General features: G+C 42.0%; 39 protein-coding genes. 21 read left to right on the top strand and 18 right to left on the bottom strand.

Going from position 1 to position 20,483, the window contains the following annotated elements:
• Positions 1-62: 62 nt before the first annotated feature.
• The 20 genes from QT994_RS10330 (at position 63) to QT994_RS10235 (ending at position 10,825) form a co-directional block, all read left to right on the top strand.
• On the top strand, positions 63-659 hold the full coding sequence (locus QT994_RS10330) for an SLOG family protein (RefSeq protein WP_333174079.1): 597 nt from the start codon (positions 63-65) through the stop codon (positions 657-659).
• Between the two features lie 73 nt (positions 660-732).
• Complete coding sequence (locus QT994_RS10325; protein ID WP_333174077.1) at positions 733-1,008, top strand: hypothetical protein; 276 nt, start codon at positions 733-735, stop codon at positions 1,006-1,008.
• Positions 1,009-1,035: 27 nt separating this feature from the next.
• Positions 1,036-1,353 carry a hypothetical protein gene (locus QT994_RS10320; RefSeq protein ID WP_333174074.1) on the top strand — a complete coding sequence of 106 codons (318 nt, stop codon included), beginning with the start codon at positions 1,036-1,038 and terminating at the stop codon, positions 1,351-1,353.
• Positions 1,354-1,453: 100 nt separating this feature from the next.
• Positions 1,454-1,924 (top strand): hypothetical protein, encoded by a 471-nt coding sequence (locus QT994_RS10315; RefSeq protein ID WP_333174072.1) that lies wholly within the window; start codon positions 1,454-1,456, stop codon positions 1,922-1,924.
• 85 nt (positions 1,925-2,009) lie between these two features.
• Positions 2,010-2,465 (top strand): hypothetical protein, encoded by a 456-nt coding sequence (locus QT994_RS10310; RefSeq protein ID WP_333174070.1) that lies wholly within the window; start codon positions 2,010-2,012, stop codon positions 2,463-2,465.
• Positions 2,466-2,548: 83 nt separating this feature from the next.
• Positions 2,549-3,007: a hypothetical protein gene (locus QT994_RS10305; RefSeq protein ID WP_333174068.1), complete on the top strand. Its 459-nt coding sequence runs from the start codon at positions 2,549-2,551 to the stop codon at positions 3,005-3,007.
• 189 nt (positions 3,008-3,196) lie between these two features.
• Complete coding sequence (locus QT994_RS10300) at positions 3,197-3,922, top strand: hypothetical protein (protein ID WP_333174065.1); 726 nt, start codon at positions 3,197-3,199, stop codon at positions 3,920-3,922.
• 123 nt (positions 3,923-4,045) lie between these two features.
• The gene (locus QT994_RS10295; protein ID WP_333174063.1) at positions 4,046-4,420 is read left to right on the top strand and encodes a hypothetical protein; all 375 of its coding nucleotides are present in this window, start codon (positions 4,046-4,048) and stop codon (positions 4,418-4,420) included.
• A 73-nt stretch (positions 4,421-4,493) separates the two neighbouring features.
• Positions 4,494-5,417 carry a DUF5131 family protein gene (locus QT994_RS10290; RefSeq protein WP_333174060.1) on the top strand — a complete coding sequence of 308 codons (924 nt, stop codon included), beginning with the start codon at positions 4,494-4,496 and terminating at the stop codon, positions 5,415-5,417.
• 81 nt (positions 5,418-5,498) lie between these two features.
• The gene (locus QT994_RS10285) at positions 5,499-5,741 is read left to right on the top strand and encodes a hypothetical protein (RefSeq protein ID WP_333174057.1); all 243 of its coding nucleotides are present in this window, start codon (positions 5,499-5,501) and stop codon (positions 5,739-5,741) included.
• Positions 5,742-6,191: 450 nt separating this feature from the next.
• Positions 6,192-6,554: a hypothetical protein gene (locus QT994_RS10280; protein WP_333174055.1), complete on the top strand. Its 363-nt coding sequence runs from the start codon at positions 6,192-6,194 to the stop codon at positions 6,552-6,554.
• A gap of 2 nt (positions 6,555-6,556) precedes the next feature.
• On the top strand, positions 6,557-6,919 hold the full coding sequence (locus tag QT994_RS10275) for a hypothetical protein (RefSeq protein ID WP_333174052.1): 363 nt from the start codon (positions 6,557-6,559) through the stop codon (positions 6,917-6,919).
• A 48-nt stretch (positions 6,920-6,967) separates the two neighbouring features.
• The gene (locus QT994_RS10270; protein WP_333174049.1) at positions 6,968-7,309 is read left to right on the top strand and encodes a hypothetical protein; all 342 of its coding nucleotides are present in this window, start codon (positions 6,968-6,970) and stop codon (positions 7,307-7,309) included.
• A 29-nt stretch (positions 7,310-7,338) separates the two neighbouring features.
• The gene (locus QT994_RS10265) at positions 7,339-7,590 is read left to right on the top strand and encodes a hypothetical protein (protein ID WP_333174047.1); all 252 of its coding nucleotides are present in this window, start codon (positions 7,339-7,341) and stop codon (positions 7,588-7,590) included.
• A gap of 88 nt (positions 7,591-7,678) precedes the next feature.
• Positions 7,679-8,065, top strand: a complete 387-nt coding sequence (locus QT994_RS10260) for a hypothetical protein (RefSeq protein ID WP_333174045.1) — start codon at positions 7,679-7,681, stop codon at positions 8,063-8,065.
• Between the two features lie 8 nt (positions 8,066-8,073).
• Positions 8,074-9,063: a hypothetical protein gene (locus QT994_RS10255; RefSeq protein ID WP_333174043.1), complete on the top strand. Its 990-nt coding sequence runs from the start codon at positions 8,074-8,076 to the stop codon at positions 9,061-9,063.
• A gap of 55 nt (positions 9,064-9,118) precedes the next feature.
• Positions 9,119-9,628: a thermonuclease family protein gene (locus QT994_RS10250; protein ID WP_333174041.1), complete on the top strand. Its 510-nt coding sequence runs from the start codon at positions 9,119-9,121 to the stop codon at positions 9,626-9,628.
• 6 nt (positions 9,629-9,634) lie between these two features.
• Complete coding sequence (locus QT994_RS10245) at positions 9,635-10,243, top strand: hypothetical protein (protein WP_333174037.1); 609 nt, start codon at positions 9,635-9,637, stop codon at positions 10,241-10,243.
• A gap of 11 nt (positions 10,244-10,254) precedes the next feature.
• The gene (locus QT994_RS10240) at positions 10,255-10,578 is read left to right on the top strand and encodes a hypothetical protein (RefSeq protein ID WP_333106796.1); all 324 of its coding nucleotides are present in this window, start codon (positions 10,255-10,257) and stop codon (positions 10,576-10,578) included.
• Positions 10,579-10,594: 16 nt separating this feature from the next.
• Positions 10,595-10,825, top strand: coding sequence for a hypothetical protein (locus QT994_RS10235; RefSeq protein ID WP_333106795.1), 231 nt, complete (start codon positions 10,595-10,597; stop codon positions 10,823-10,825).
• A 120-nt stretch (positions 10,826-10,945) separates the two neighbouring features.
• Here QT994_RS10235 and QT994_RS10230 read toward each other — a convergent pair whose 3' ends face one another.
• From QT994_RS10230 to QT994_RS10145, 18 genes are all read right to left on the bottom strand, one after another.
• Positions 10,946-11,197 (bottom strand): hypothetical protein, encoded by a 252-nt coding sequence (locus QT994_RS10230; RefSeq protein ID WP_333174035.1) that lies wholly within the window; start codon positions 11,195-11,197, stop codon positions 10,946-10,948.
• A 58-nt stretch (positions 11,198-11,255) separates the two neighbouring features.
• Positions 11,256-13,121: a hypothetical protein gene (locus tag QT994_RS10225; protein WP_333174033.1), complete on the bottom strand. Its 1,866-nt coding sequence runs from the start codon at positions 13,119-13,121 to the stop codon at positions 11,256-11,258.
• Between the two features lie 178 nt (positions 13,122-13,299).
• The gene (locus QT994_RS10220) at positions 13,300-13,725 is read right to left on the bottom strand and encodes a hypothetical protein (RefSeq protein ID WP_333174031.1); all 426 of its coding nucleotides are present in this window, start codon (positions 13,723-13,725) and stop codon (positions 13,300-13,302) included.
• Between the two features lie 231 nt (positions 13,726-13,956).
• Complete coding sequence (locus QT994_RS10215) at positions 13,957-14,853, bottom strand: hypothetical protein (RefSeq protein WP_333174029.1); 897 nt, start codon at positions 14,851-14,853, stop codon at positions 13,957-13,959.
• 51 nt (positions 14,854-14,904) lie between these two features.
• Positions 14,905-15,270: a hypothetical protein gene (locus tag QT994_RS10210; RefSeq protein ID WP_333174026.1), complete on the bottom strand. Its 366-nt coding sequence runs from the start codon at positions 15,268-15,270 to the stop codon at positions 14,905-14,907.
• Positions 15,270-15,494, bottom strand: coding sequence for a hypothetical protein (locus tag QT994_RS10205; protein ID WP_333174024.1), 225 nt, complete (start codon positions 15,492-15,494; stop codon positions 15,270-15,272). The genes QT994_RS10210 and QT994_RS10205 overlap by 1 nt, the downstream gene beginning before the upstream one ends.
• Positions 15,487-15,837, bottom strand: a complete 351-nt coding sequence (locus QT994_RS10200; RefSeq protein WP_333174021.1) for a hypothetical protein — start codon at positions 15,835-15,837, stop codon at positions 15,487-15,489. The genes QT994_RS10205 and QT994_RS10200 overlap by 8 nt, the downstream gene beginning before the upstream one ends.
• 1 nt (position 15,838) lies before the next feature.
• Entirely contained in the window at positions 15,839-16,171 is a 333-nt protein-coding gene (locus QT994_RS10195) for a hypothetical protein (protein ID WP_333174018.1), read from the bottom strand.
• A 3-nt stretch (positions 16,172-16,174) separates the two neighbouring features.
• The gene (locus tag QT994_RS10190; RefSeq protein ID WP_333174016.1) at positions 16,175-16,381 is read right to left on the bottom strand and encodes a hypothetical protein; all 207 of its coding nucleotides are present in this window, start codon (positions 16,379-16,381) and stop codon (positions 16,175-16,177) included.
• A 19-nt stretch (positions 16,382-16,400) separates the two neighbouring features.
• The gene (locus QT994_RS10185) at positions 16,401-16,718 is read right to left on the bottom strand and encodes a hypothetical protein (protein ID WP_333174013.1); all 318 of its coding nucleotides are present in this window, start codon (positions 16,716-16,718) and stop codon (positions 16,401-16,403) included.
• Positions 16,719-16,720: 2 nt separating this feature from the next.
• A complete protein-coding gene (locus QT994_RS10180) occupies positions 16,721-17,191 on the bottom strand; it encodes a GIY-YIG nuclease family protein (protein ID WP_333174012.1) in 471 nt (156 codons plus the stop codon).
• On the bottom strand, positions 17,188-17,415 hold the full coding sequence (locus QT994_RS10175; protein ID WP_333174009.1) for a hypothetical protein: 228 nt from the start codon (positions 17,413-17,415) through the stop codon (positions 17,188-17,190). The genes QT994_RS10180 and QT994_RS10175 overlap by 4 nt, the downstream gene beginning before the upstream one ends.
• Positions 17,412-17,705 carry a hypothetical protein gene (locus QT994_RS10170; protein ID WP_333174006.1) on the bottom strand — a complete coding sequence of 98 codons (294 nt, stop codon included), beginning with the start codon at positions 17,703-17,705 and terminating at the stop codon, positions 17,412-17,414. The genes QT994_RS10175 and QT994_RS10170 overlap by 4 nt, the downstream gene beginning before the upstream one ends.
• An 8-nt stretch (positions 17,706-17,713) precedes the next feature.
• Positions 17,714-17,998, bottom strand: a complete 285-nt coding sequence (locus QT994_RS10165; RefSeq protein ID WP_333174002.1) for a hypothetical protein — start codon at positions 17,996-17,998, stop codon at positions 17,714-17,716.
• Positions 17,995-18,195 carry a hypothetical protein gene (locus tag QT994_RS10160; RefSeq protein WP_333174000.1) on the bottom strand — a complete coding sequence of 67 codons (201 nt, stop codon included), beginning with the start codon at positions 18,193-18,195 and terminating at the stop codon, positions 17,995-17,997. The genes QT994_RS10165 and QT994_RS10160 overlap by 4 nt, the downstream gene beginning before the upstream one ends.
• Positions 18,196-18,534: 339 nt before the next feature.
• Positions 18,535-19,104 carry a hypothetical protein gene (locus QT994_RS10155; protein WP_333173998.1) on the bottom strand — a complete coding sequence of 190 codons (570 nt, stop codon included), beginning with the start codon at positions 19,102-19,104 and terminating at the stop codon, positions 18,535-18,537.
• A complete protein-coding gene (locus QT994_RS10150) occupies positions 19,052-19,420 on the bottom strand; it encodes a hypothetical protein (protein ID WP_333173995.1) in 369 nt (122 codons plus the stop codon). The genes QT994_RS10155 and QT994_RS10150 overlap by 53 nt, the downstream gene beginning before the upstream one ends.
• Before the next feature lie 68 nt (positions 19,421-19,488).
• The gene (locus QT994_RS10145) at positions 19,489-19,701 is read right to left on the bottom strand and encodes a hypothetical protein (protein ID WP_333173993.1); all 213 of its coding nucleotides are present in this window, start codon (positions 19,699-19,701) and stop codon (positions 19,489-19,491) included.
• 192 nt (positions 19,702-19,893) lie between these two features.
• Between QT994_RS10145 and QT994_RS10140 the strand changes: the two genes are divergently transcribed.
• Positions 19,894-20,088, top strand: coding sequence for a hypothetical protein (locus QT994_RS10140; protein ID WP_333173991.1), 195 nt, complete (start codon positions 19,894-19,896; stop codon positions 20,086-20,088).
• Positions 20,089-20,483 lie beyond the last annotated feature (395 nt).

Here is a 20,483-nt window from a genome sequence, read left to right as displayed (position 1 = left end):
AATAACACAGAAATAAGTAATGCTTCGCTGTGAGTTGTTGATTCCTTTTCAGGTGACAACTCATGGCAGCAAGCAATATTTCTGCTTTACAACAACGAGTCAATCGAAGTCTTAACCGCAAGACTCAATACAATTTTGATGAACCGTTTGATGTGAAAGAGTACCACACCGCGATGATTACTGGACATCGTTGGTTCAAGTACGATCTTAAAGTTGACAAACTTATCACAATGGCACTGAATCAAGGTGTGACTAAATTCTTGTGTGGCATGGCACTCGGCACTGACCAAATTGCAGCAGAGATTTTAGTTCGGCGTAAACTCAAATGGACAGCCGTGATTCCTTGCGCTGATCAACACAAACTTTGGAAACCACATCAGCAAAGCCATTACAAGAAATTGCTGGAACAAGCCACAGAACAGAGATGCCTTTATCAGACCTACAGCGCTGGTGTTATGCAAGCCCGAAATCAATGGATGGTCAACCGATCGGATATTTGCCTAGCAGTTTTCTCCGGCGACCCTCACGGTGTTGGAGGGGGAACTGCCACAACTTTCAAGATGGCCCGCAATCGCAATCTGCTGATTTATCAGTATATTCCTGCTGAATCTCGGTTCGTAATCCTTGAACCTGCTCATCAACAATTAAGCCTGTTCTAGCTGTTTTTCATGGCGCATCTCCCCTTATCAAGGGGGACATTTTACCAACCACAAACTTAATCACAAACTCAACATGAAGAAAAAAGTAGTTATGGCTCATATTCACAGTCGCATCGCCAAACTTGCCAATGGTGCGATCGAACGTGGAGACATTACCAGTTGCGATCGCATCTCCGACGGCTCCTATTTGATCAAGCGAATTGACCAGACTGACCGACCACAGACTACCAAATACACTACTGTCGCTGCTGCTAGTCTCCTTCATCTTCTGAATTCCTATGCTTTAGCCAATCCCACATCAGAAACAGAAACAGAAACAGAAACAGTAGCAGAAACAGAAACAGTTTAGAAATCATTGAGAAACAGAAACAAAATAATGCTTCGCTGCGAGAGAGTGATGTTCCGTTTCTGTTTCTCAATGAAAGAATTTACCGATCGATACGAGAAGCAACAAACTTGGTTAGAAGAGGATATCTATTATCTTTCAAAAGTTGAAAAGATACTAGATGTAGATGCGATCGTAGAAACGCTTAAATCTCGCTGCATCTGTGACTGTCAGATGTACGACGATTCTGATGTCAAATTAGCGTTTGTGCGTTGGTTTCAAGCCAAAATGGAACACATAAGCAACGATATTTACAATGTCGTTGAAGCTGATGATAAGATTTTCCAACTTAATTTGACTTCATCTTGAAACGAAAGATAAAGGTAAAAAAAGTACCCCTCGTGTAAGGCTTCGCCTTGGGGTACTGATTTCTACTCTGTCGCGAAAACTAGCAAAGAAAGGTAACAATATGTCCATCACATCTTCGACTACTCTATCACAAATTGTCTCAAAAATTCAATCAAAAGTACCCGACAAATCCAATCTTTTTGGCAAAGCATCAGATCAGATTCTTCTAGAAACGATCGGCAAACTGATCAATCTGGATGAAATTGTTGATCGGATTCAGGCAATGGATCATCATCAGTGCAGTTTGTTCATGCCTGAGCAAGTTAAGTTTGCCTTCCTGAAATGGATTGAGAATCATCTTGAGTCGATCGAACTCCAACCTGAATGGTATCTGACCAAGGATTTCAAGCATTTCGATCGACATCTACCGTTTGAGGAGTTACAAGCTGCCGTCGAACAAGAGTTTGATGTTGAAGCTGTTTATCAAGAAATCGGTGATGCTCATGAAGCTGGATTATTCGATAATTCTAGCCTTGAAGATCAGTTTACTGGTACTGCACAACAAGCAGCAGCAGATGCTTTAACTTGGTAGCTAAATAGTCAACAAAAAAAGCGGTTAGCGTAGGACTAGCCGCTTTTGATTCAGTTTCAGGTATTTTCCACACAACAATTCTATCATGGAACATCTCAAAAGACTTGCCGAAATTCGCAATCAAATTGAAAGATTAAAAGTTGAAGCCGAAGCGATCGAACCTGATGCTATTCTCGAAGGTTTCGAGATTATGGAATCTGAAAAGTCTCGCAAAAACGTTGTATTTAACGACGACAATGCGAAAATTGTCATCCAGCTAAGAACTCGCTACGATGACAAAAACCTTACCGTTATCCGATTGGACGAAGATATCAATCGCGAATACGATAAACTGTGTCGATCGAACGCAACCGCCATCGCCAACAGTGAATCTTACCTCAACGATATCAAAGAAATGCTTACAGAAGCAGAAACAAAACATGAAGCGCTTCTCACTTCTCCGTATTTAGAAACGTTACGGAAACAGCGGGCGATCGAAATCAAGAAAACTGAGCATAAAGTGCCAGGTTTAGCGGTTTATGTTCATTACCTAAAGCGTTAAAATAAACCTAAATCGATAGTATTCATCAAAAGGCTTCGCTTTAGGTTGTTGATTTATTTTTTGACAATTCAGGTATTTCTACAATGACAACAATCACAGTCAATGAATCCAGTTTTCAGGTACAGCCCTTTGTCCGCTACAAAGAAAATCGAGTCAAAGGACACTTTAGTTTACAAAGTCAAGAATTTTCTTCGCTGAATATGGCAATCGTAAAGATTAAGAGCCGAACCTTAACACTCGATTCGGTACTTGCCTCTTTACCAGTAAATGAAATTTGGGGATTTGTCGTCAATGATTCGGGCGGAACACTTTCAACTGTGCTTACGTTAAAGCGTGATTTACCACCGATCGAACCTGGCAAAATCTATAAATTAGATTTTCTGCCATTCAAGACTGACCTAGGGAAAGGCTTCACGGTAAACGCTTTTCCTCGCAATCCTGTTAATGCTATCGAAAAGTATGCTTTAGAAGTTGCTGACGATATCCTAAACTCTGAGATAGATTTCTGTCAGGATGAAAGATTGAATGAAATGCGAGTCTAACTTGGCAGTTTGTCATTGGCTTGCGTAATAGCAAGGCAATGGCAACCTGCGGTAAAGTTAATAGATATACCCAAAGCGATCGTAATGCTTCGCTTTGAGGTTTTGATTCTTTTTTACCATTGGTAGAAACAGAAACAAAAACCAAAACCAAAACAGAAACTCATCTCAAACTTAGTCAGAACTAAAATCATGAACGTAATAATGATGGACGGATTTGCATTCAGAATTCCTGGTATCGCTAGCCGATATCGCGCATCTTGTGGTAAAGATTTCGGTTGCTTCGTAACAGGCGATACCAAAGGCATGAATGTCAGTAAAGCTGAAAAAGCGGGCTTGACCCGTGGTGACTTTGTTGAGATGGCAATTTGTGCGATCGATAACAAAACGCTGACATTTGAACCTCATTACATCAATGAGCAATTTACCGAAGTCTGGGGTATCCCAGTCGCAGGTGAGATGAAAACCTTCTTCCATGAGAAATGCAGTGAACTCTCAACTTTCTTGATTCATCGTCAGTCTCAGGACAGGATGAAGGGACTGATTGAGGTATTTAGTCGATCGGCTTTCAATTCCTGGGTTGAGGAGGGGATGCAGGGCGATCACAACGAATATGCGAGGAGCAAAGCTTCGGAAGCTTATTTCTCCAATATTTTTCGATTTCAACTGACCCTTACAGAGGGTAAACATGGGCCGTTCCACTATGTGGCAACGACGCTTCGCCCTCCTTCCAGCGCTCTTGATGAAGCAGCTCTGAAAGTTGTCCGTCAGATTCACGAAATGAAACAATCCGGGATAGATTACTGTAGCGACCCTCGCTTAGTTGAAAATCAGCAGATGTGCTTGGGCGGTGCAACAGTTCCAGTTGCAGACCTTGCTGTTCCAGTAACAGAGACTAAGCAGCTCAAAGGTAAATAATTCTTAAAATTGGGGAGGACACGATTTTTTTGAAGTGTTGTTCTTCCCAATTTTAATTGTTTACGATCGCAACTTACGAGCTGACCCAATTAACTCGCTCTTCTGTCAAAGAAAGGTAATCTGATGCTGAAAACAATCAAAATAACTAGCACAACAGGCAATCAAGAACACATTGCCAAACTCTTCAAGGAATATGTGATAGAAATTCTGAAAAAAGCTGTAGCTGTTGCCGAAGAAAACGGTCAAGAATTTTTGCCTGAATTTCAAAAGTCTGACTGGGAATGGGTCACAGATTCTTCTCCCGCTGAATTAGTCGAAACAGTATCTTGGGCTTGGCACATTCGATGCGCTACGCGCCCGCAAGCTACGAATGGCAACGGAACCGATGGCGATTGCACTATCTACCTCAAGTCTGACCAAGCCATCCGAAGCCACACGTCAGAAAAGTTCATTGAAGCTGATGCGGTCTATGACCTGGATATCACTGTAACTAGCTAGTTTCTCATTTCTCTACATACACACGCGCACGTTAATTATCACGCGCGCGTGATTACCCCAACATCTAAAACACATGAGCAATATTCAGTGGACTGGCATCACGGCTAATCCCATCCATTTGGTCAAAGCCGATGGCAGACACGGCGGACACTGGTGCCATAAAATCAGCCCAGGATGCCTTCATTGTTATGCCGAAGCAATGAATCTAAGCAACTACTTCGTCTTTGCCAGTGGCTTAGCCTACAGCGGGACAGTTCCTGTCAACATGGTTTTCTCCTCAATCATCATGGAGAAGCTGGTGAAAATGAAGAAAGGTGAGAGAATTTTCATCTTCTCCATGACTGATTGCTTCGGGGATTGGATCAGTAATGATTGGCTGGATTTAGCTTTTGCTTATATGGTGATAGCGTCCCAGCACACCTTCCAAATTCTGACAAAACGCCCGGAGCGGATGCCGGACTATTTTCGATCAGCAAAAGAACGAATCAGAAAAACTGTTGAGGACTTGAGACGGGAACTGAAATTACCCCCGGCAGAGTTTGTGTGGCCGATTCCGAATCTCTGGCTTGGCACGACGATCGAGAACCAAGACTGTACTAAAAGAATTCCTTACCTTTTAGAAACAGAATCAGTAGTTTGGTTTCTGAGCTGTGAGCCTTTACTAGAACGGGTAACGATTAAGAAAGAATGGCTAGATCAAATCGACCAAGTAATTATCGGCGGTGAATCCGGGCCTGGTGCGCGTCCCTGTGACCTTGACTGGATTCGATTCATGGTCAGGCAATGTCAAAGTGCTGAAGATGTGGCGATATTTGTCAAACAACTTGGCTCAAACCCCATCCTCAGCGCCTGCTATATCGACGGAGTAGCAACTACTTACCAAAAACTGAAGCTTAAAGATAAAAAGGGCGGAACGATCGAAGAATTTCCCGAAGATGTGAGATTTCGTCAGTTTCCTGTTCCGAGACAAATGTTGTCGTCTTCTCTCTCTCTCTAATCCTGCCTGAGAAAAAACCTCTGACAAACTATTTGCATAGGTCAGAGGTTTTTCTTTTATTTACTACCTACATCAACAAATATGGCACTCACTAAACTTGGCGGACAAAAAATCGCTGCTGGCAAGATTGGAATTTCTGTTGAAGAATATCAGCAAAATCTTAAGTCGGGTCTGAAATGGTGTTTTGGCTGTCAAAGCTGGCTCAAGCTGAACAGGTTTAATCATGATGCCAGTGCCCGCGACGGCAAAGACAACCGTTGCAAAATCTGTCGTCGAGCTTTCGATCGACGAAGATACAGCGTATTCCAGGTTGATGAAGTGTAGGGACACGGCAATGCCGTGTCCCTACGGGGATAGAACGATAGGCGGGGTACTTCATAAACGTGGAATCTGCTGTATCAGCCTATTCCAGTCGGTATAAATAAACCCCGTGGCTTCCCCCCGGTTCCCGGCAGAGACGGCGACAAAAACCAACCCCGCAACCGGGTGAATTACGCAGTTTCCCGCAATAAATTACCGCGTGCACGTAATATCCCGTGTGTAGATTGCGGTCATTTAGGGCCCGATGGCGTACCGCCCCGCAAGCTACGACTCCATGAATATGACCACTATAAAGGCTACGATGCCGTCAACCATTTAGAAGTTGAATGCGTTTGCATTCCTTGCCATATCGATCAGTAACGGCAACGGAAACAGGAAAGGCAATATCACAAACACATCAGTCCTGGTAAATAGTGCTTCGCTGTAAAATTGTAAGTTTTGTGGACAAATAATATGGCGATTCGCATTCCCAACAAAAATGGCAAGTTTAATCCTGAACCTGAGCCTGAGCCTTCTAATTCTGCTACTTCTGATTCAAAGTCGAAGGAATCAATGTTTGCCAAATTTACGGCTAAACTATCCTGGGAAATCAATAATATTGAGCCAGAGTTGGATGAACTCTTTCCTTATTACAAAGACTACTGCTATATTTTTCTAACTCCTAACTGTGATGAAGAGTATGTAGGAGAAGGCTATGGAATCTATCGAGATTGCTTAGACAAATACGATGAAATTGGTCGGCGGTTGGCAAAAATGTGGCCGATCGATCAAGTAACCGAAGACAGAAAAATCAATCACAACAGTCGTGGTAAATAATTATGGCAATTCGCATTCCCCATAAAAATGACAAGTTTCGTGACCCTGAGCCTGAGCCTAAGCCTGAGTCTAATCCTGAGTCTACTTCTGATTCTGGATTTGATGTAGACTTAGTATTTCAGAAATTAACAGCTAAACTTCGCTGGGAAAAGGAACATATTAAGCCCGTATTGGGTGAAATGTACCCTTCTTATGACGACAAATGTATTATCTTTCTAACGTTTAGATGTGATGAAGGATATGGCTTTTATCATTCTCGCATCGAAGAGTATGAAGAAATTGGTCGGCGTTTGGCTCAGTTGTGGTCGATCGAACAAGTAACAGAAGACAGAAAAGTAAATCATAACAGTCGTGGTGCTAGGTAGCTAATAAGTAATGCTTCCTGTAGGGTAGTGATTTCTAGGAACAGTAATATGTCACTACCCTATCTCACAAAAATCGACGATTCCAATGATTCTTTCATCCATCCTTCAGCCATCCAATACGTAGCTTGCGGGCGCGTAGCGCATCGACCAGCGGTAAGATTAGCTAATCGACTACGTTGGGATAGATTGAATATTAAACCAGAGCTACAAAGACTTTTTCGCTATTACCGTAACACCTGTTGTCTTGTAAAAAAAACTCAGGGATTTGAAGCTGCTAAGTCTCCCGAAACTTATGCTGAAATTGGTGAATTGTTAGCCAAGATGTGGTCGATCGATCAACTTACAGAAGTCAAACAACTGAATTATTACAGTCGTGGAGCTTCGCTGTAGAGGGGTAGTGTTTAGCTAATTGTTGACCAATGGACATTGAGATTTTAGAATTTTTGGGACAAAACACTCAGCAACAGTATGAAAAACTAACAGCGAAACTTTTGTTTGAGGTGGAATATATTGAGCCATATTTAGGCTCAGTATTATTCCCTTATTACAGCCACTACTGCGTTATCTCGGTACTCGGCATCAACTATTCTCATTATCAGTTTGGATTTTTTGATAACGGTTATCATGCCGATCGATACGATCGAATTGCCATGCTTCTTAAAAGAATCTAACAAATCATCAGAAAAATTGACTGTTACATCGTGCTTGTAATAGTCAATTAACTCAAAACCTCAACTCAATTAGTTGGAGCCTAAATCTATGCAAGTATTTCTCACGGGAACCGAAAGACTTGAGAAAATGAACGAGGAAATGTGGACGCGAATTCACAATATTATGAAGCTCAATGCTACAATTTTAATGGGGAAATATCGCGGTTTTGATCAGTTAGCATTAACATTTTTAAATGTTTTGGAATATCCTAACGTTAAAGTTTATGAAGCGGGAAGCGGTATAGGTTTTGGATATCCAATCATTGATGCAGGTCGATATCCACGTCAAGATATCCTAATGAGTCGTAGCTTGCGGGCGCGTAGCGCATCGGCAGATTATATGTTGGCAGTTCATGACGATCTTAGCTATGGAGTTAAAGCCAATTTAAGACGGATACCAGCGGAGAAAACGCGAATCATTTACGTTAACATTTGAAATCAATCATGAAACTAAAATCAATCATTTTTGACGAAAAAAATCTTAATCGCGATCGCAGCCTGAAAATCTTTGAGGAAATCCAGAAAGATTTGCTTAAAGAAATCAGAGGCGATCGCACCTATAAAATGCCTCCGAACTACATCAACTGGCATACTTTGAGCGGAATTGTCTCGGTAGCTTTGTCAAGTTGCGGTTCTGAATATGCGAAAGTTGATATTTCGGCATTTATTCATAGCTACCGAACAGCTCTTTGGTTTATCAAAGATGCTCCTATTTATTGCTTGACTGAGCAATTAATTACAGCGTTCGATCGAACCGATGCGCTTGCTAAACCTGGTATCCTTGCAGGCTGGCTACCGTCCTTACCGACTTTTCTCTTAGCCATACCTAAAGGATTTATCCACACACCGGACGGCGGTGAAGTGGATTATCTCACAATCTCTTGTAGCGATTGTGAACATCCTGAGTGGAATTCTGGTAGCTGGCACAACATTCAAATTAAACCGTTTTCGCTAGAACACAATCTATATTTTCAGATTTGCACCGTAGATTCATTAGAAACTGTCTGGACTTCAGGAACTGCGGTCAAAGCTGACGGTAGTTTGATTTACGATGAAAATGAGAGTTTGGGTAAACATACAATATCGATCGATGATAAAGCTTTCCTCCAACGCATCAGAAACTTAGTAATCAATGTGTTGTTGGCTCTGGAATTTTCACCAGATTTATTGATGTCCGTTACTGAATCTGAAATCAAGAGAAAAAATAAAGGATTCCAGCCTATCAATTGCACTTTTTCTAATGTCAGATATCCCCGATGGTTGGGTAAAAATTATCAACCTTTCTCGGTAATATCCGCAGACAAAAAAACTCATTTCTCTCCGTGTACTCACTGGAGACGAGGACATTGGAGGATGTTAGAATCAGGTGAGGGTAAGCGCTGGCGAGATAGTAAACGGCTTTGGATCGAACCTGTTTTAGTCAATTCTCAATAGCATTAATCAAGCCTTAAAATAAAATTACAATAGATAAAATACTTTTGAGGCTACCATGATAACACCAGGAACTGTCTATAACTGCTTTTCTAAATTGGTATTTGATGGTGATACTTTATCGCTCGATTCTCAAGGTGCAGAACTAAGAGTAAGATTGCGGTGGATAGATTCACCTGAATCTCAAAAAAATGGGCAAACTAGCACCGACCCCGGAATACTTAAACACTGGGAATGGGCACAAAAAGCTAAGACAGCTTTGATGAATTATGTAGCAGGAAAATCAATAATCACGGTTCCGATCGAGAAAGATATATACGATCGCTGGGTATGCGATTGTTACTTTGACAAAATATCGGCAGCAACCAACATACAAATTCAGTTATGCAAAACTGGAATGGCAGTTACTTATATGCCATTTAATCGCTTTGCCTACAATACCCGAGAATTGACTGTACTCAGAGGTGTCATTACAGAAACTGCTGCTGCTAATCGTAAAAAATTAGGGCTTTGGTCAGAGCCTGACCTAATTCTTCCTTACGAGTTCAAAAAGTTAAATCTATCCTGAAAAACAATGCAATTAGCTGAAAAAATTGTTAACTATATGAAAGCCAAAAATTACCAACTGGCTACACGAGCGGGAGAAAAAAACATAATTTATGTCGAAGGGATGAACCCGGACGGAACCCTCAATGCCGATACTCCAAATCATTTCAATGATGCCCGACTGCTTTTAGTTTTTTATGATGGATTGCCCCAGATCGAAGGTGCTTGGGAAGCAACAACCGAACCGGGCTACTACTACACCGACAATCCGATGAACCCTAACGGTGCCGCTAGAATTGCCTTTGGGCAGTATCGAGCTTGGCAAGTCGGCCTTCACGGTTACTCTCACCCGCACGAAGCTCTTATCCAGGTTGCACCTGTTCGCGTTTACCGAGATTGGAACCGGGACATGATGAGGACTGGGGATGCGATCGATGAAGGTTACTTCGGCATAAATCAGCACCACGGTTGGGGACACCCTAAGAACGACATTCACAAAGCCGGAGCTGGATGTTTTGTAGGTCGCGATCCTGACGAACACTTTGATTTTATGGATCGCGTCAAGTCTGACCCACGGTATATTGCTGACCCAAATTTTGTATTTCCAACAACTATCATTCCAGGTGACAAACTCTAATCTATGGAAAAATGAAGCAAGAAACGCTTGATTATGTTGCGGGTTCGATCGGTATTATTGCAACCATCTCAACTTATATTTTTTGGCTAGCATCTCGACAAATTAAGGTTGATTTAGTCTACAAAATTGATAAGTTTTGTCACAACTTTAGCAAAAAACAAGAAAGCGATACAATATCTACTGCGTTTAAGTTACGGCGCTGGCAAGATATGAATAAACTTCGATGGATAACTTTAGAATGTAGAATGGAGGCTATTGAAAAAAAACTGGATATTGGCTCGTGCAATATTATTGAATCGATCGAAAGACAATTTGACGATGAAGATGAAGACTAAATTACTCTAGAAAACTATGAAGTTTAAAAAACCTACTCAGGATCAATTAGATATTTTGTCAACTATTTTCGGAGGGATCGCAGGCATCGCAGAATTGCTTATCGCTTGTAAACGTGTTAGTAATGAAGACGGTCAGCTTGTTGCTGGGCTTGCATTAATTGTTTGGAGTTTTTTTAGCAATAAACCACCTCGCATTGTTAAGCTCAGAGGATTTCCAAAATTACTAGATGAATTGACGGAGGAATAGTATCACTAAGATTCCTGTCAAAATACCTAATAGAAAAAACAAAACTGCTAACTGATCCATAAATCTCATAGTAAAATCACAACTTAAAATGATTTTACTATGAGATTTACTTTTGGGTCATTATGGATTATTAATTTTATCCGATATAACCTTTGTTGTTCCTACGGCTCCGCCAACCAAACCTATGATTAGTCCAGCAGTAAAAGTGTCTGCTGGATTTGCAGACTTTGTGCGCTTCAATTCTTGACTTGCTTGATGCGCGTCCTCTTTAAATTCTTGCATTACATTGGGGACAACTTCAGCAGTTGTGAGTATGGCTGTTGTCAATGTTCCCGCCAAAAATACTGATTCGCCTGGGGTTGGTTTACGCATCTTTTCTCCTAGTTTTGTTGGATTGATGTACTACGCTCGAATTGACAAATAATTAGACTTACCTCTTTTCCAAGTAATCCTTGAATTTAGCAATCAGAGAGGGTGTTCCGTACTTCATTACTATGTAGTGAAAACACTTTTTTCCTACATCTGAATAACTTCGAGGCTTCCTTCTCCCCTGGGTGAAACCCAAACCGATTTGTATGAGTTTGCTGGCACTTGTATATTTATCGGATAATTCCAAAATGCGCTCAAAAACTGCTTTTTCTGACTCATTTGGCAGTAATCTTGCGAAATCTTCGGCATCCCAGGTAACTGGATAATCCTCTCTGGGTAAGGCTTTCGGAGTTATCTCGGATTTGATAAGGTTATCGGACATGGATAATTCTTCACCTGACTTATCTGCTGAATTATCTGGTAAATTATCTGGGTTTTGGCTGGCTTGCGATCGGTGTAAGTCTATTTGTCGAGCGAGTTCTTCAGTGGTTGATTCTGCTAACCAATAATCCCACGATACTGACTGATTTAATGCCCGATTTAGTTTGTCTATGTCCGATTCTATGTCCGATTCTATTTCAGGTAGTCTCTCAGATTGTAGTTCACTTTTTGTGTTGTGCAAGCTAAGGTTTAAATCAGGTTTCTGGTCAACTTCTGAATTACTAATAACTTGATTGTCAGACTCTGAACTAAAGCCATTAAATAACTCATAGACCCATTCAGGGCGTATCCAGTACGGCAAAATAGAAATAGGTAAATCTTTGATGCCCTCTCCCTCTTCATCTTTGATGCCCGAAATAGTTCCTTTGAAAAGTGGCTGATATTTGCTGTCCGATCGTAACTGTAGTTTGATAACTCCTGAGTTAACAGATTTACTAAAACCGTCACCACCGCCGAAAGCAGCATTAGTATCATTATGAGCAATGAAGATAGGCGCTTCTTTACCTTTGCGAGGGTCGCCGACAACTTTTCTTGTTAGTTTGCTGGCCGGTTCCGCCGTACCTTCTTCAAAGCCATATTGTGTCATCTCATCAAAGATAGAAGTCAGCCAATCGTCCTTTAGAGTTCTGACTTTGAATCGATCGTACATGGCGTTAAGTTGTTGACCAACTTCATCAAAGTTTTGATTTGCGCCATAGCCGGGAACTCCCAACTTAACCAAAGTTTTCCAGCACTCATCATAATTTTGGTGAAAGTGAGGGTCGGCAATCGAAATGATTTTGTGACCATATAAATAATGCCGGCACAGTGCTAAAAAAGCTGCAAAGTAACTTTTAAAGCTACCCATATCCCCATAAATTAGGAGGGGTTTGTGCATCAGTTGTGCAATCCAGCCTCCTTCATGCTCCTCAATCAATTTCAACAGCTTCGATCGGGCAGCAGCTATATACTCCGCTCTCTTCTCTTCTACTGTTTTCTCTCTTGCTGCACCGCCCGGAACACTATCAACAACAGAATCAGAAATAGAATCTGTTTCTGTTTCTGATTGAGAATCAAAAACTGTTTTTGTTTCTGGTATTGGGGGCTGTGAAGTTTTGAGAAGATGCTCAAGAATGGTGGGGTGATCGTGAGCCATGACCCGGACATAATTTTGCTGAGTCTCGGCTTTGTAGACCTCAACAGAGGCATTAGCCCGAAGCTTCTCTTTGACCACTACCTCCTCAACTAGAACCTCAGTGAGGGCGGAGTTAACAGCAGCATCAAGAGCTAGTTGTTTCAGTCGCTGCTCAAATTCCCAGAGCTCTTGCCGTTCAAGCTGCTCCTTTTTTTTCTGGCTGTCGTGCCAGCCAAAATATCCGCAGCCGATCGCAGCCAGAGAGCTGGCTTGCCGAACTCCCACCCAGCGATCGAAAGGAAGCGGCATCAATGCCAGACCGAGACAGCAAAATGCTCCGAAAAATGACCCGATCGTTACCCTGTTACCCATGACTCATGACTCCTATCCTTTACCCACTCCCCAATACCCAAAATCCAATGCCCAATGCCCGATGCCCGATGCCCGATGACTAATGACTGATGACTGATGACTGATGAGTGATGCCAAGACTTAAATCTCCCTGCTGCTGACTCAAATCAGTACAGCCGTAGCAACAGGGAGGTAAGTGTTATTTACTACCAGCACCAATGATCCACATAGCGACGATGATAAAGATTGCGATCGCCAAACCATGCTGCCAGGTCAGGAGATAATACAAATCCCAGAAGCAGAGAATGCCTCCGATCGCCAGTGCTGCACCGCCAGTCCGCCAGAGTCCGACATAAGTGCGATCGGCTGGCGACATGAAAAACAGACTGAGAGAGCCGATGACGATCGCCACGATTCCTAAGAAAAGATGTGACGGAAAGAGCCGGAATAAATTTGCTATGCCGATGCCGATCGAGAACTTCACTACCAAAAATAGCCAATTGTTGACATTTTTGAGGTGTTTCAGTTCCGCTGACGGCTTGAAAACCAGTTCTTCTTTAGGTTGCTGTGGTTGTTGTACAGCAGGCTTCGGGTTTTGTGGTAATTGTGGAGTTTGTAAAAACATGGTTGGTGCATTTATTGAAGGTTTTGCCGTAGAGCAGACAACAATTGGAGCAAATCTCGATATTCTGGATTGCCGAAGCTTCAGCAACTACTAAATATCCGTAACGGTTGGGTACTTTGATTCCCGGGTGATGGTCATCTGTCGTTAACCAGCCTGTGTTTGTCGTAGCAGCAGCGCCGTTCTTGTAATCGATCGAGCTGACGACTTTGAAAACGTGACCTTTAGAAATAATCAACTTTCACCTCTGAAAAATTTAGTAAATTTTGAGAAACCACGATTTATCTGCGAAGCAACACCATTAACTTTGCCTGCCATGTCGCCTGACCAGTTAACCGCTACGTTGATGGAATCCTTCGCTTTGGCTGTTGCTGAGCGTTGTACTGCCGTAGCTTGCGGGGCGGAACGCCATCGTTGTGTAGCTGAACCTGAACCTGAAGCTGAAACAAATTGAGGTTGAGAGTAATTAGACTGACTAATTTGGAGTGGAGAAGAAGTCGAACCGCCGAGAGCTGGATGGCTCAAGCCATGAGTACCGTGTTTCAAACCGTATGCAGCTTGCTTATAGATATTGCTCTCTTGATCTTTCCACTCTGCTAACTGTTGAGCAAATTCTGGATTTCCTTGCATCTTTATACTGGCTGCGTCAACTTCGGCAACTTTCTTGGCGATCGCAGCAATTACCGTGTTGTCCCAGAAAAGCTTATCTTGTACAGTTTCCTCTGTGAATTGTTCTTGCTTTTTGGTAAGTCGATAATCTTCGACTTCAACTGTTGCGCCATACTTGGCACGAGCAACGGCAACATCTATCTGAGCTTTCTTAATTTTCTCAGCGCCTTTATAGCCAGCTTCCATCAGCCAGCCTTGGAACTCACGGAAACAGATTTGTGCGTCAATGAGTAGCTTGAATTTCTCTTTGATTTCGGTGATGTGGTCAAGAAACCATTTTGCTTGGATTGCGCGATCGCCGATCGCAGCCCAGCCCTGGGGAGTAAGTTGGTTTAAATTAGCAGTTGTGATGCCAAAAACCTCATCCAACATTTGCTCACCTTCAGCATCAAGAGCGCCACCGACTAGCGTTGAGAGAAGGTAAGTCAATACATCTTGTTCTTGGTCAAGTAGTTGTTGCATTATTTTTCCTCTTAATTGCTAACGGTGTGAGCTGACAACAGATTCAGGATTCTATCTAACATTACTTACCTCATGAGATTCTTCTTCATCCTCATAGTTCATAAAATCGTTAATCCACTGTTTGGCGGCTTTGAGGGAAGAGGTGCAATCGTAGGTCATGCCTTGATCGAGAAACCGATACATACCGTCGTAGACATACCAGATCCATTGTTCGCTCCAGCGTTCATCCCCATCTATGTGAAAGCATCTCAAACGGATAATCAATCCACAATGATCATATTCATCCGATAGTGGAGGATCTATTACCCATTCTGTGATTGCACCTTTGAGTTTTAGGTAAATTAACAACTGTTTGGTGAACGACAGGACGATCGAATCAGGCAACAGATTCAGTATTGGTTTGAAATTTTTACGCATTATTCTGGTAAACCATTCGGTGTTAGGTAAGCTGTAATTTTGACCATTTCTCCCGGTTCGGGTTTAGGAAGTTGGCGCTCAACTTGTTTCATTGCCTGAATAACGCAAATTTCCGCGTCACCGTAAAATGTAAAAATTTGGGTTGGGTGACGGCTGCTGAAAACGTAAATGTTTCGAGAATATTGATTGATGGGTTGAGCTTTGCCTAATAACCAATCAAACATCTATTTCTTCCTCACCTAAAGTATCAATATCATCGGCTAGAAAGGCATTCGCCCATTTCAGAGCTAGGGCAATGGCATCATTTTCGGTAGTAGCTGTTCCATTTGTTAGGATGTCGGCATTTTGACCATTACAAACGAACCAATACCAGTACCAGTAATTCAACCTTGCACAGGGAACGATTTTGATTTCTAGTCCCATATAATAAAAAGTTTCGCCAGCGGTTTCATTTGGTTCCGGTGTCCAGTGCCGTAACTCATCTCGATCGTGTAAGTTTTCTACGATCGAGCTACCAATACTTTGAAGAAGGTTGACTGGCAGAAAATTCAAAACTTGTTTAAGCATTTCAGTTTCTAGTTGATGAACGTTTGTGATGAATGAAGAAAAGGTCAATATCATCAATTTGTCTTTGAGCAATAAGGAGAGCATCATCTCGACTACCAGCACTTCCTTGTTGAATCACGGTTTCTCGACAATCCCGGATGTACCAGTAACAATGGAATTTATCGTTAATTTTCCAGCTTTGAATACTTATCCATAAACCTAAGTATTCATGGTCTTTGGCTTGAATTTCAGTCACTTGAAAATATCCAGGTCTACTCTTCAAATGACTCGATAAAACTTCGACAACGTGGCTGACGATCGACTCTGGAAACAAACTCAGTATTTCGTCAAGCATGGCTTATTCTAAATAAGTTTTAATTTCTACTTCCTCTCCCAGTGCGGGTCTGGGTAGCTGGCGTTCGACTTCTTTCAGCGCCCGAATCGCGCAGACTTCAGTGTCGCCGTAAACTGTAAAAACTTTTGTTGCGTGACGGCTGGTTATAACGTAAACTTTTCGAGAATATCTATTGGCAACTTTCGCTGTTCCGAATAACCAATCAAGCATCTATTTGTTCCTTCTGTTTCTAATTAATCTCATCATCCTCGCTCATAAAGTTATTAGTCCATGTCATAGCTAAATCATAGGCATCATTTTCAGTTGTTGCTGTGCCAGTTTTGAGAATGTTGACACCTTCCCCGTCGTAGATAATCCAATCCCAATCCCAATAATCTAGTCGAGCTTTGGGAGTAATTTTGATTTGTACGCCTGAGTAGTAAGATGGTTCCCCTTGCTCTGATTTATTCCACCCAATCATTTCTCGTTGCTGTAAATTTTTTACGACTTCATTATGCAACTGACGAAGAATCTCTATTGGTACTAAGTTCAACATTTTTTGAATCATTGTTAATTTTCTACAACTATTTGAACGATCATCAAAATTATCACAACCACAACCACCAGATAAAGAAAATTGATAGCAATAGCTACCAAATACAGCGATGCCCGCATCTGAATAATTCTCAGGGAATTGACAGCGAACCATTCAGTATATCCATCCAACCCTTGTTTTCTTAAAACATTGTGTTTTTTTAATATTTGGTGCATGACAATTTCGGTCAGCCTCATATTCATTGTCGGTGCGATCGCCTTGATGATTAAATTGCTTTGGTATTCTTCTGAAAGATAGTATCTGCGTCGTTTCGGTGTCCCGCTTAAGCCGACTTTGCACATAGTGATACCCTCTGCTAGCACTGCCAACGGGTCATGGAAAATATAGACAAAACCCGGTCTGTAATAGTTCTGTTTCTTGATTTTCTTCGGTATCCTCTCCCCCCGTAATATTGGCTTTGGTTTGGGTTTTGGCTTTGGTTTCATAATTTTCCTTGCTTTAGTAGAGATATTTGATGATTCAGTAACGCAATCTTTTGCTGACCCAGTTTCGTTGTCCGATTGGCTAACGTTTTAATTTCGTTGTCAGCCTCAATTCGTGTATTAATGTCAGATGATTTTCTCGGTTTTTCTAGTTCCTCACAGCGGGCGTTGTTCGATTCAATTTCTGCTTGGAGTTCATCGATCGACATTTCGACCGCTTTCTTCAATTTGCCTTTTTTGGCTGTACTTTTTTTGCTTTCGTTTGAGGTTCAGGTTTAGGTTCAGGTTTTGGCTTAGAAATTTCATAAAGTTGACCTTTCATTAACACCAGTTGCTGTTTAACTAAGCGTTCATTCCGTCTGGCTAAAGAGAGAATTTGTCTAGTCAGTTCTAGCTGAATTTTGCTGTCAGTCTCTTTTTCCGACTGATTTGCGAGTCGTTGTTTAGCAAAGGTATTTTTTTGATGTTCCTTTTCTAATTCCTCATAAGTCATGTCGGGGATGCTTTTACGTCCCATCTCATCTCCTATTTGTTATGACTGTTGTTATTGTTACTACCGATTGATGGTGCAATTTGATAAATTTTCTGGTTATTAACTGTTTGGTTGCCGTGAACGATCGTCGGTCGCGCTTCATTCACAGCTTCTTTGTACCCAGTTTGATAGCAAACTGCACCGAAACCTACAATAAGGGCTGGAACGGCACCACAAATTAAAGAACCCACCCATATCGAGCCTTTTCCAGATTCTTCAGTAATTTCTGTAGAATCTGTAGAATCTGTGAGTGAATCGTTAGAAAATTGGTCATTCATGATTGTTTAATTCTTGCGACTGTGTGTTCTTGATCATTAGTTGACAGTTCCAGCCAACCTTCATCACCCATATCTTGGACATCGATTTCAACACGCCATTCTTGAATTAGAGTACAGAATGAAATTTCGGGTACACTACCTACTCCAAATTCTTTCAGAAACTCAAGAATGGTTTTCATATCATTCGTTGGCTCCATTCTTCCTCTTGCTGAACTTGATGAACACTAACATTTAGCAAACCCCCGTCATAAATACTGAAGCTGAACTCACAGGATAGGGATTGGCGGGAGCGGTAAAAATTGAAATCAACCACTGAATCATTGCTCTTTCCTCTTGTCTAGATTGAGGTGTAGATTTCTTGGTACAGGAACAGGAACAAGAACAGGAACAAGAACAGGAACAGGAACAGGAAGGGGAACGCAAGCTCGCATAGATAACTAAAGCAGTGAATAGTTTTTCTCTGTGAGCTTGCCTAGCTTGATGCTCCAGAACTAGGCGATCGTTATAAACTTCAGCTAGTTCTCTGCAAGATTCGATTAGCCCCAAAGTCCAGTAATCTGTTTCGATTCCTGTTTTTTTCCCGGTAAACTCCCGCCACGCAAATCTAAAGGAGTCGATCGAATAGAGTCAGTGATTGAACCAAAATTTGCTCGAACTTTAGTTGCTCTGTCTTGAAGTTTGCCCACTACATTTGCGCCCAGGGCAATGCAAAAAGTATCAACTATTTGTTCGGATGCTGCCTCAGCAACATCAGTCATTGCTAAGCTGGCTTCTTGAGTGAGCGATCGAATAGCAAGTACCATTCCATTGGTTTCTTCTTCCGCGTCGCGGTGTTCACTATGATCAACCGCAGTCTCGTCAATATCATCATTTTGAGCTTCCGCTGCGGTGCCTGTCCGTTTGCCAGCTATTTGTAACAGTGCGTCTGCTGGGGACATCATTTGTTCTCGTACCAGTCGGTAATATTCAGTCACTTCGAGAGCATCAGCCTCTAAAACCTGAGAGTTCTGCCAATCTTTCTGACCCAGGGCTTTACGGACATTGGTGATGTCGCTAACTTTGCCCAGGCCAAGTTGAGCTTTGAGTTCGATTCTTGAAATACTCATCTGTGTTGATTCCTATGTTTTGTAAGTAATTGCGGGTTTTGTCGATATCTCGATCGCAGCTCAAAAAGATTTCCTCTAGCTGAACCAGACACCATTTTGAAAAATCCGAGAATTTGCGACTATAGAGCGATCGGTCAATTTCTGGGCATTCTTCCTCAAGCAGCGCCAATCTTCGTTTAAAAGTTGCTTCTGCCATTGGCTTATTCGTTTTGTTGGAAATCTTGCCCAGTTCTGCCCTTAACTCCGATCGCGTCCAGAAATTGCGCCTACCCGATTCTTCTGTAACTTGCGCTGTTATTGTCTTTCGGCGTTTCATCTCTTTGTATGAGCTAATTTAGGGATAGCTGGCTGTCTTTCAAGTAGCTCACAGGCATTTAAAAAAAATTATCGATCGTCCCGTCCGCTTCCTTTTGGGACTGCTGGCTCAGGGCTTTTAGCTTTGGGGTAAGTTTTCGTTGCGTCCCAGTAGCCATATTCCCGTGCTTGTTCCAAAACTTTGCGAGCTGCTTCTTGAGCCGTTTTGCCGAAACCTCTGACAATGCAGTTGGGGTTGAACGAACGTTCAACCACAACTAGATGCTGTTGCTGTAGTAACATAATGCTGTCTCCTAGTGCCGTGTGCCGGCATTGGTGGAAAGTCTGGTGAACGTGTTGACGCACGTTTACCAGGCGTTTTTGCCAATGTAACACTAAATTAGTGTTACGTCAAGAAAAACTTATAAAGTTTCTAAGTTTTCCATTATCCTGATTTGAGTAGTCAAAGGATTTTATGGGATTTTATGAGATTTCATGGCAAAAAGTAGGGATAGTCGCGATCGGATAAGTGTTACATTCGACGTGGGGCAGTTGCGGGAGCGATTAAAAGCTCAGGCGATTGAGCCGAGCCAGTCACTGGCATCGATCGTCAGGATGGCTGTGCTCGAATGGCTTGAGCAACGGGAAGCTGTCCAATCTGAAGAATCTGAAAATTCTGAGAATTCTTAAAAAAAGGATTAAATTGATATATTCAGTTATTGAAAATGCTAAAAATCTATATACAGTAAGTATTACAAGTAAAGTGAAACTACTTTGAGGTGGCAACTTTGACCCATCCCTCGCCAAGTACAAGCCCCAGAAACAAGAATCCATTTCTGTTTCTGACCTCTTGACCACTTTGTCAAGTACAAACGCCGTAAAATCGAGCGTTCTAGTTTCGCTAAATATCTTGGGTTACAAAAACGTGTTTCTGTATTTTTCAGAAACAAAACGTGTTTTTGTGTTTCTGAGAGAGTAGTATAGAAGTTTAGGGGGTCAGCCGAGACACCCAAAAACTTAAGCAGGGGAAGCCGCAGCCCTGAGATGGCGGCACTGTTCCAGCGAGTGCGTAGCACGGGCGAGGC

The organism is Microcoleus sp. S13_B4 (genome assembly GCF_036700885.1).
In the GTDB taxonomy this organism is placed as follows: domain Bacteria; phylum Cyanobacteriota; class Cyanobacteriia; order Cyanobacteriales; family Microcoleaceae; genus Microcoleus.
The sequence above is the reverse complement of the archived record's forward strand: the minus strand, read 5'-3'. Positions and strand labels throughout refer to the sequence as shown.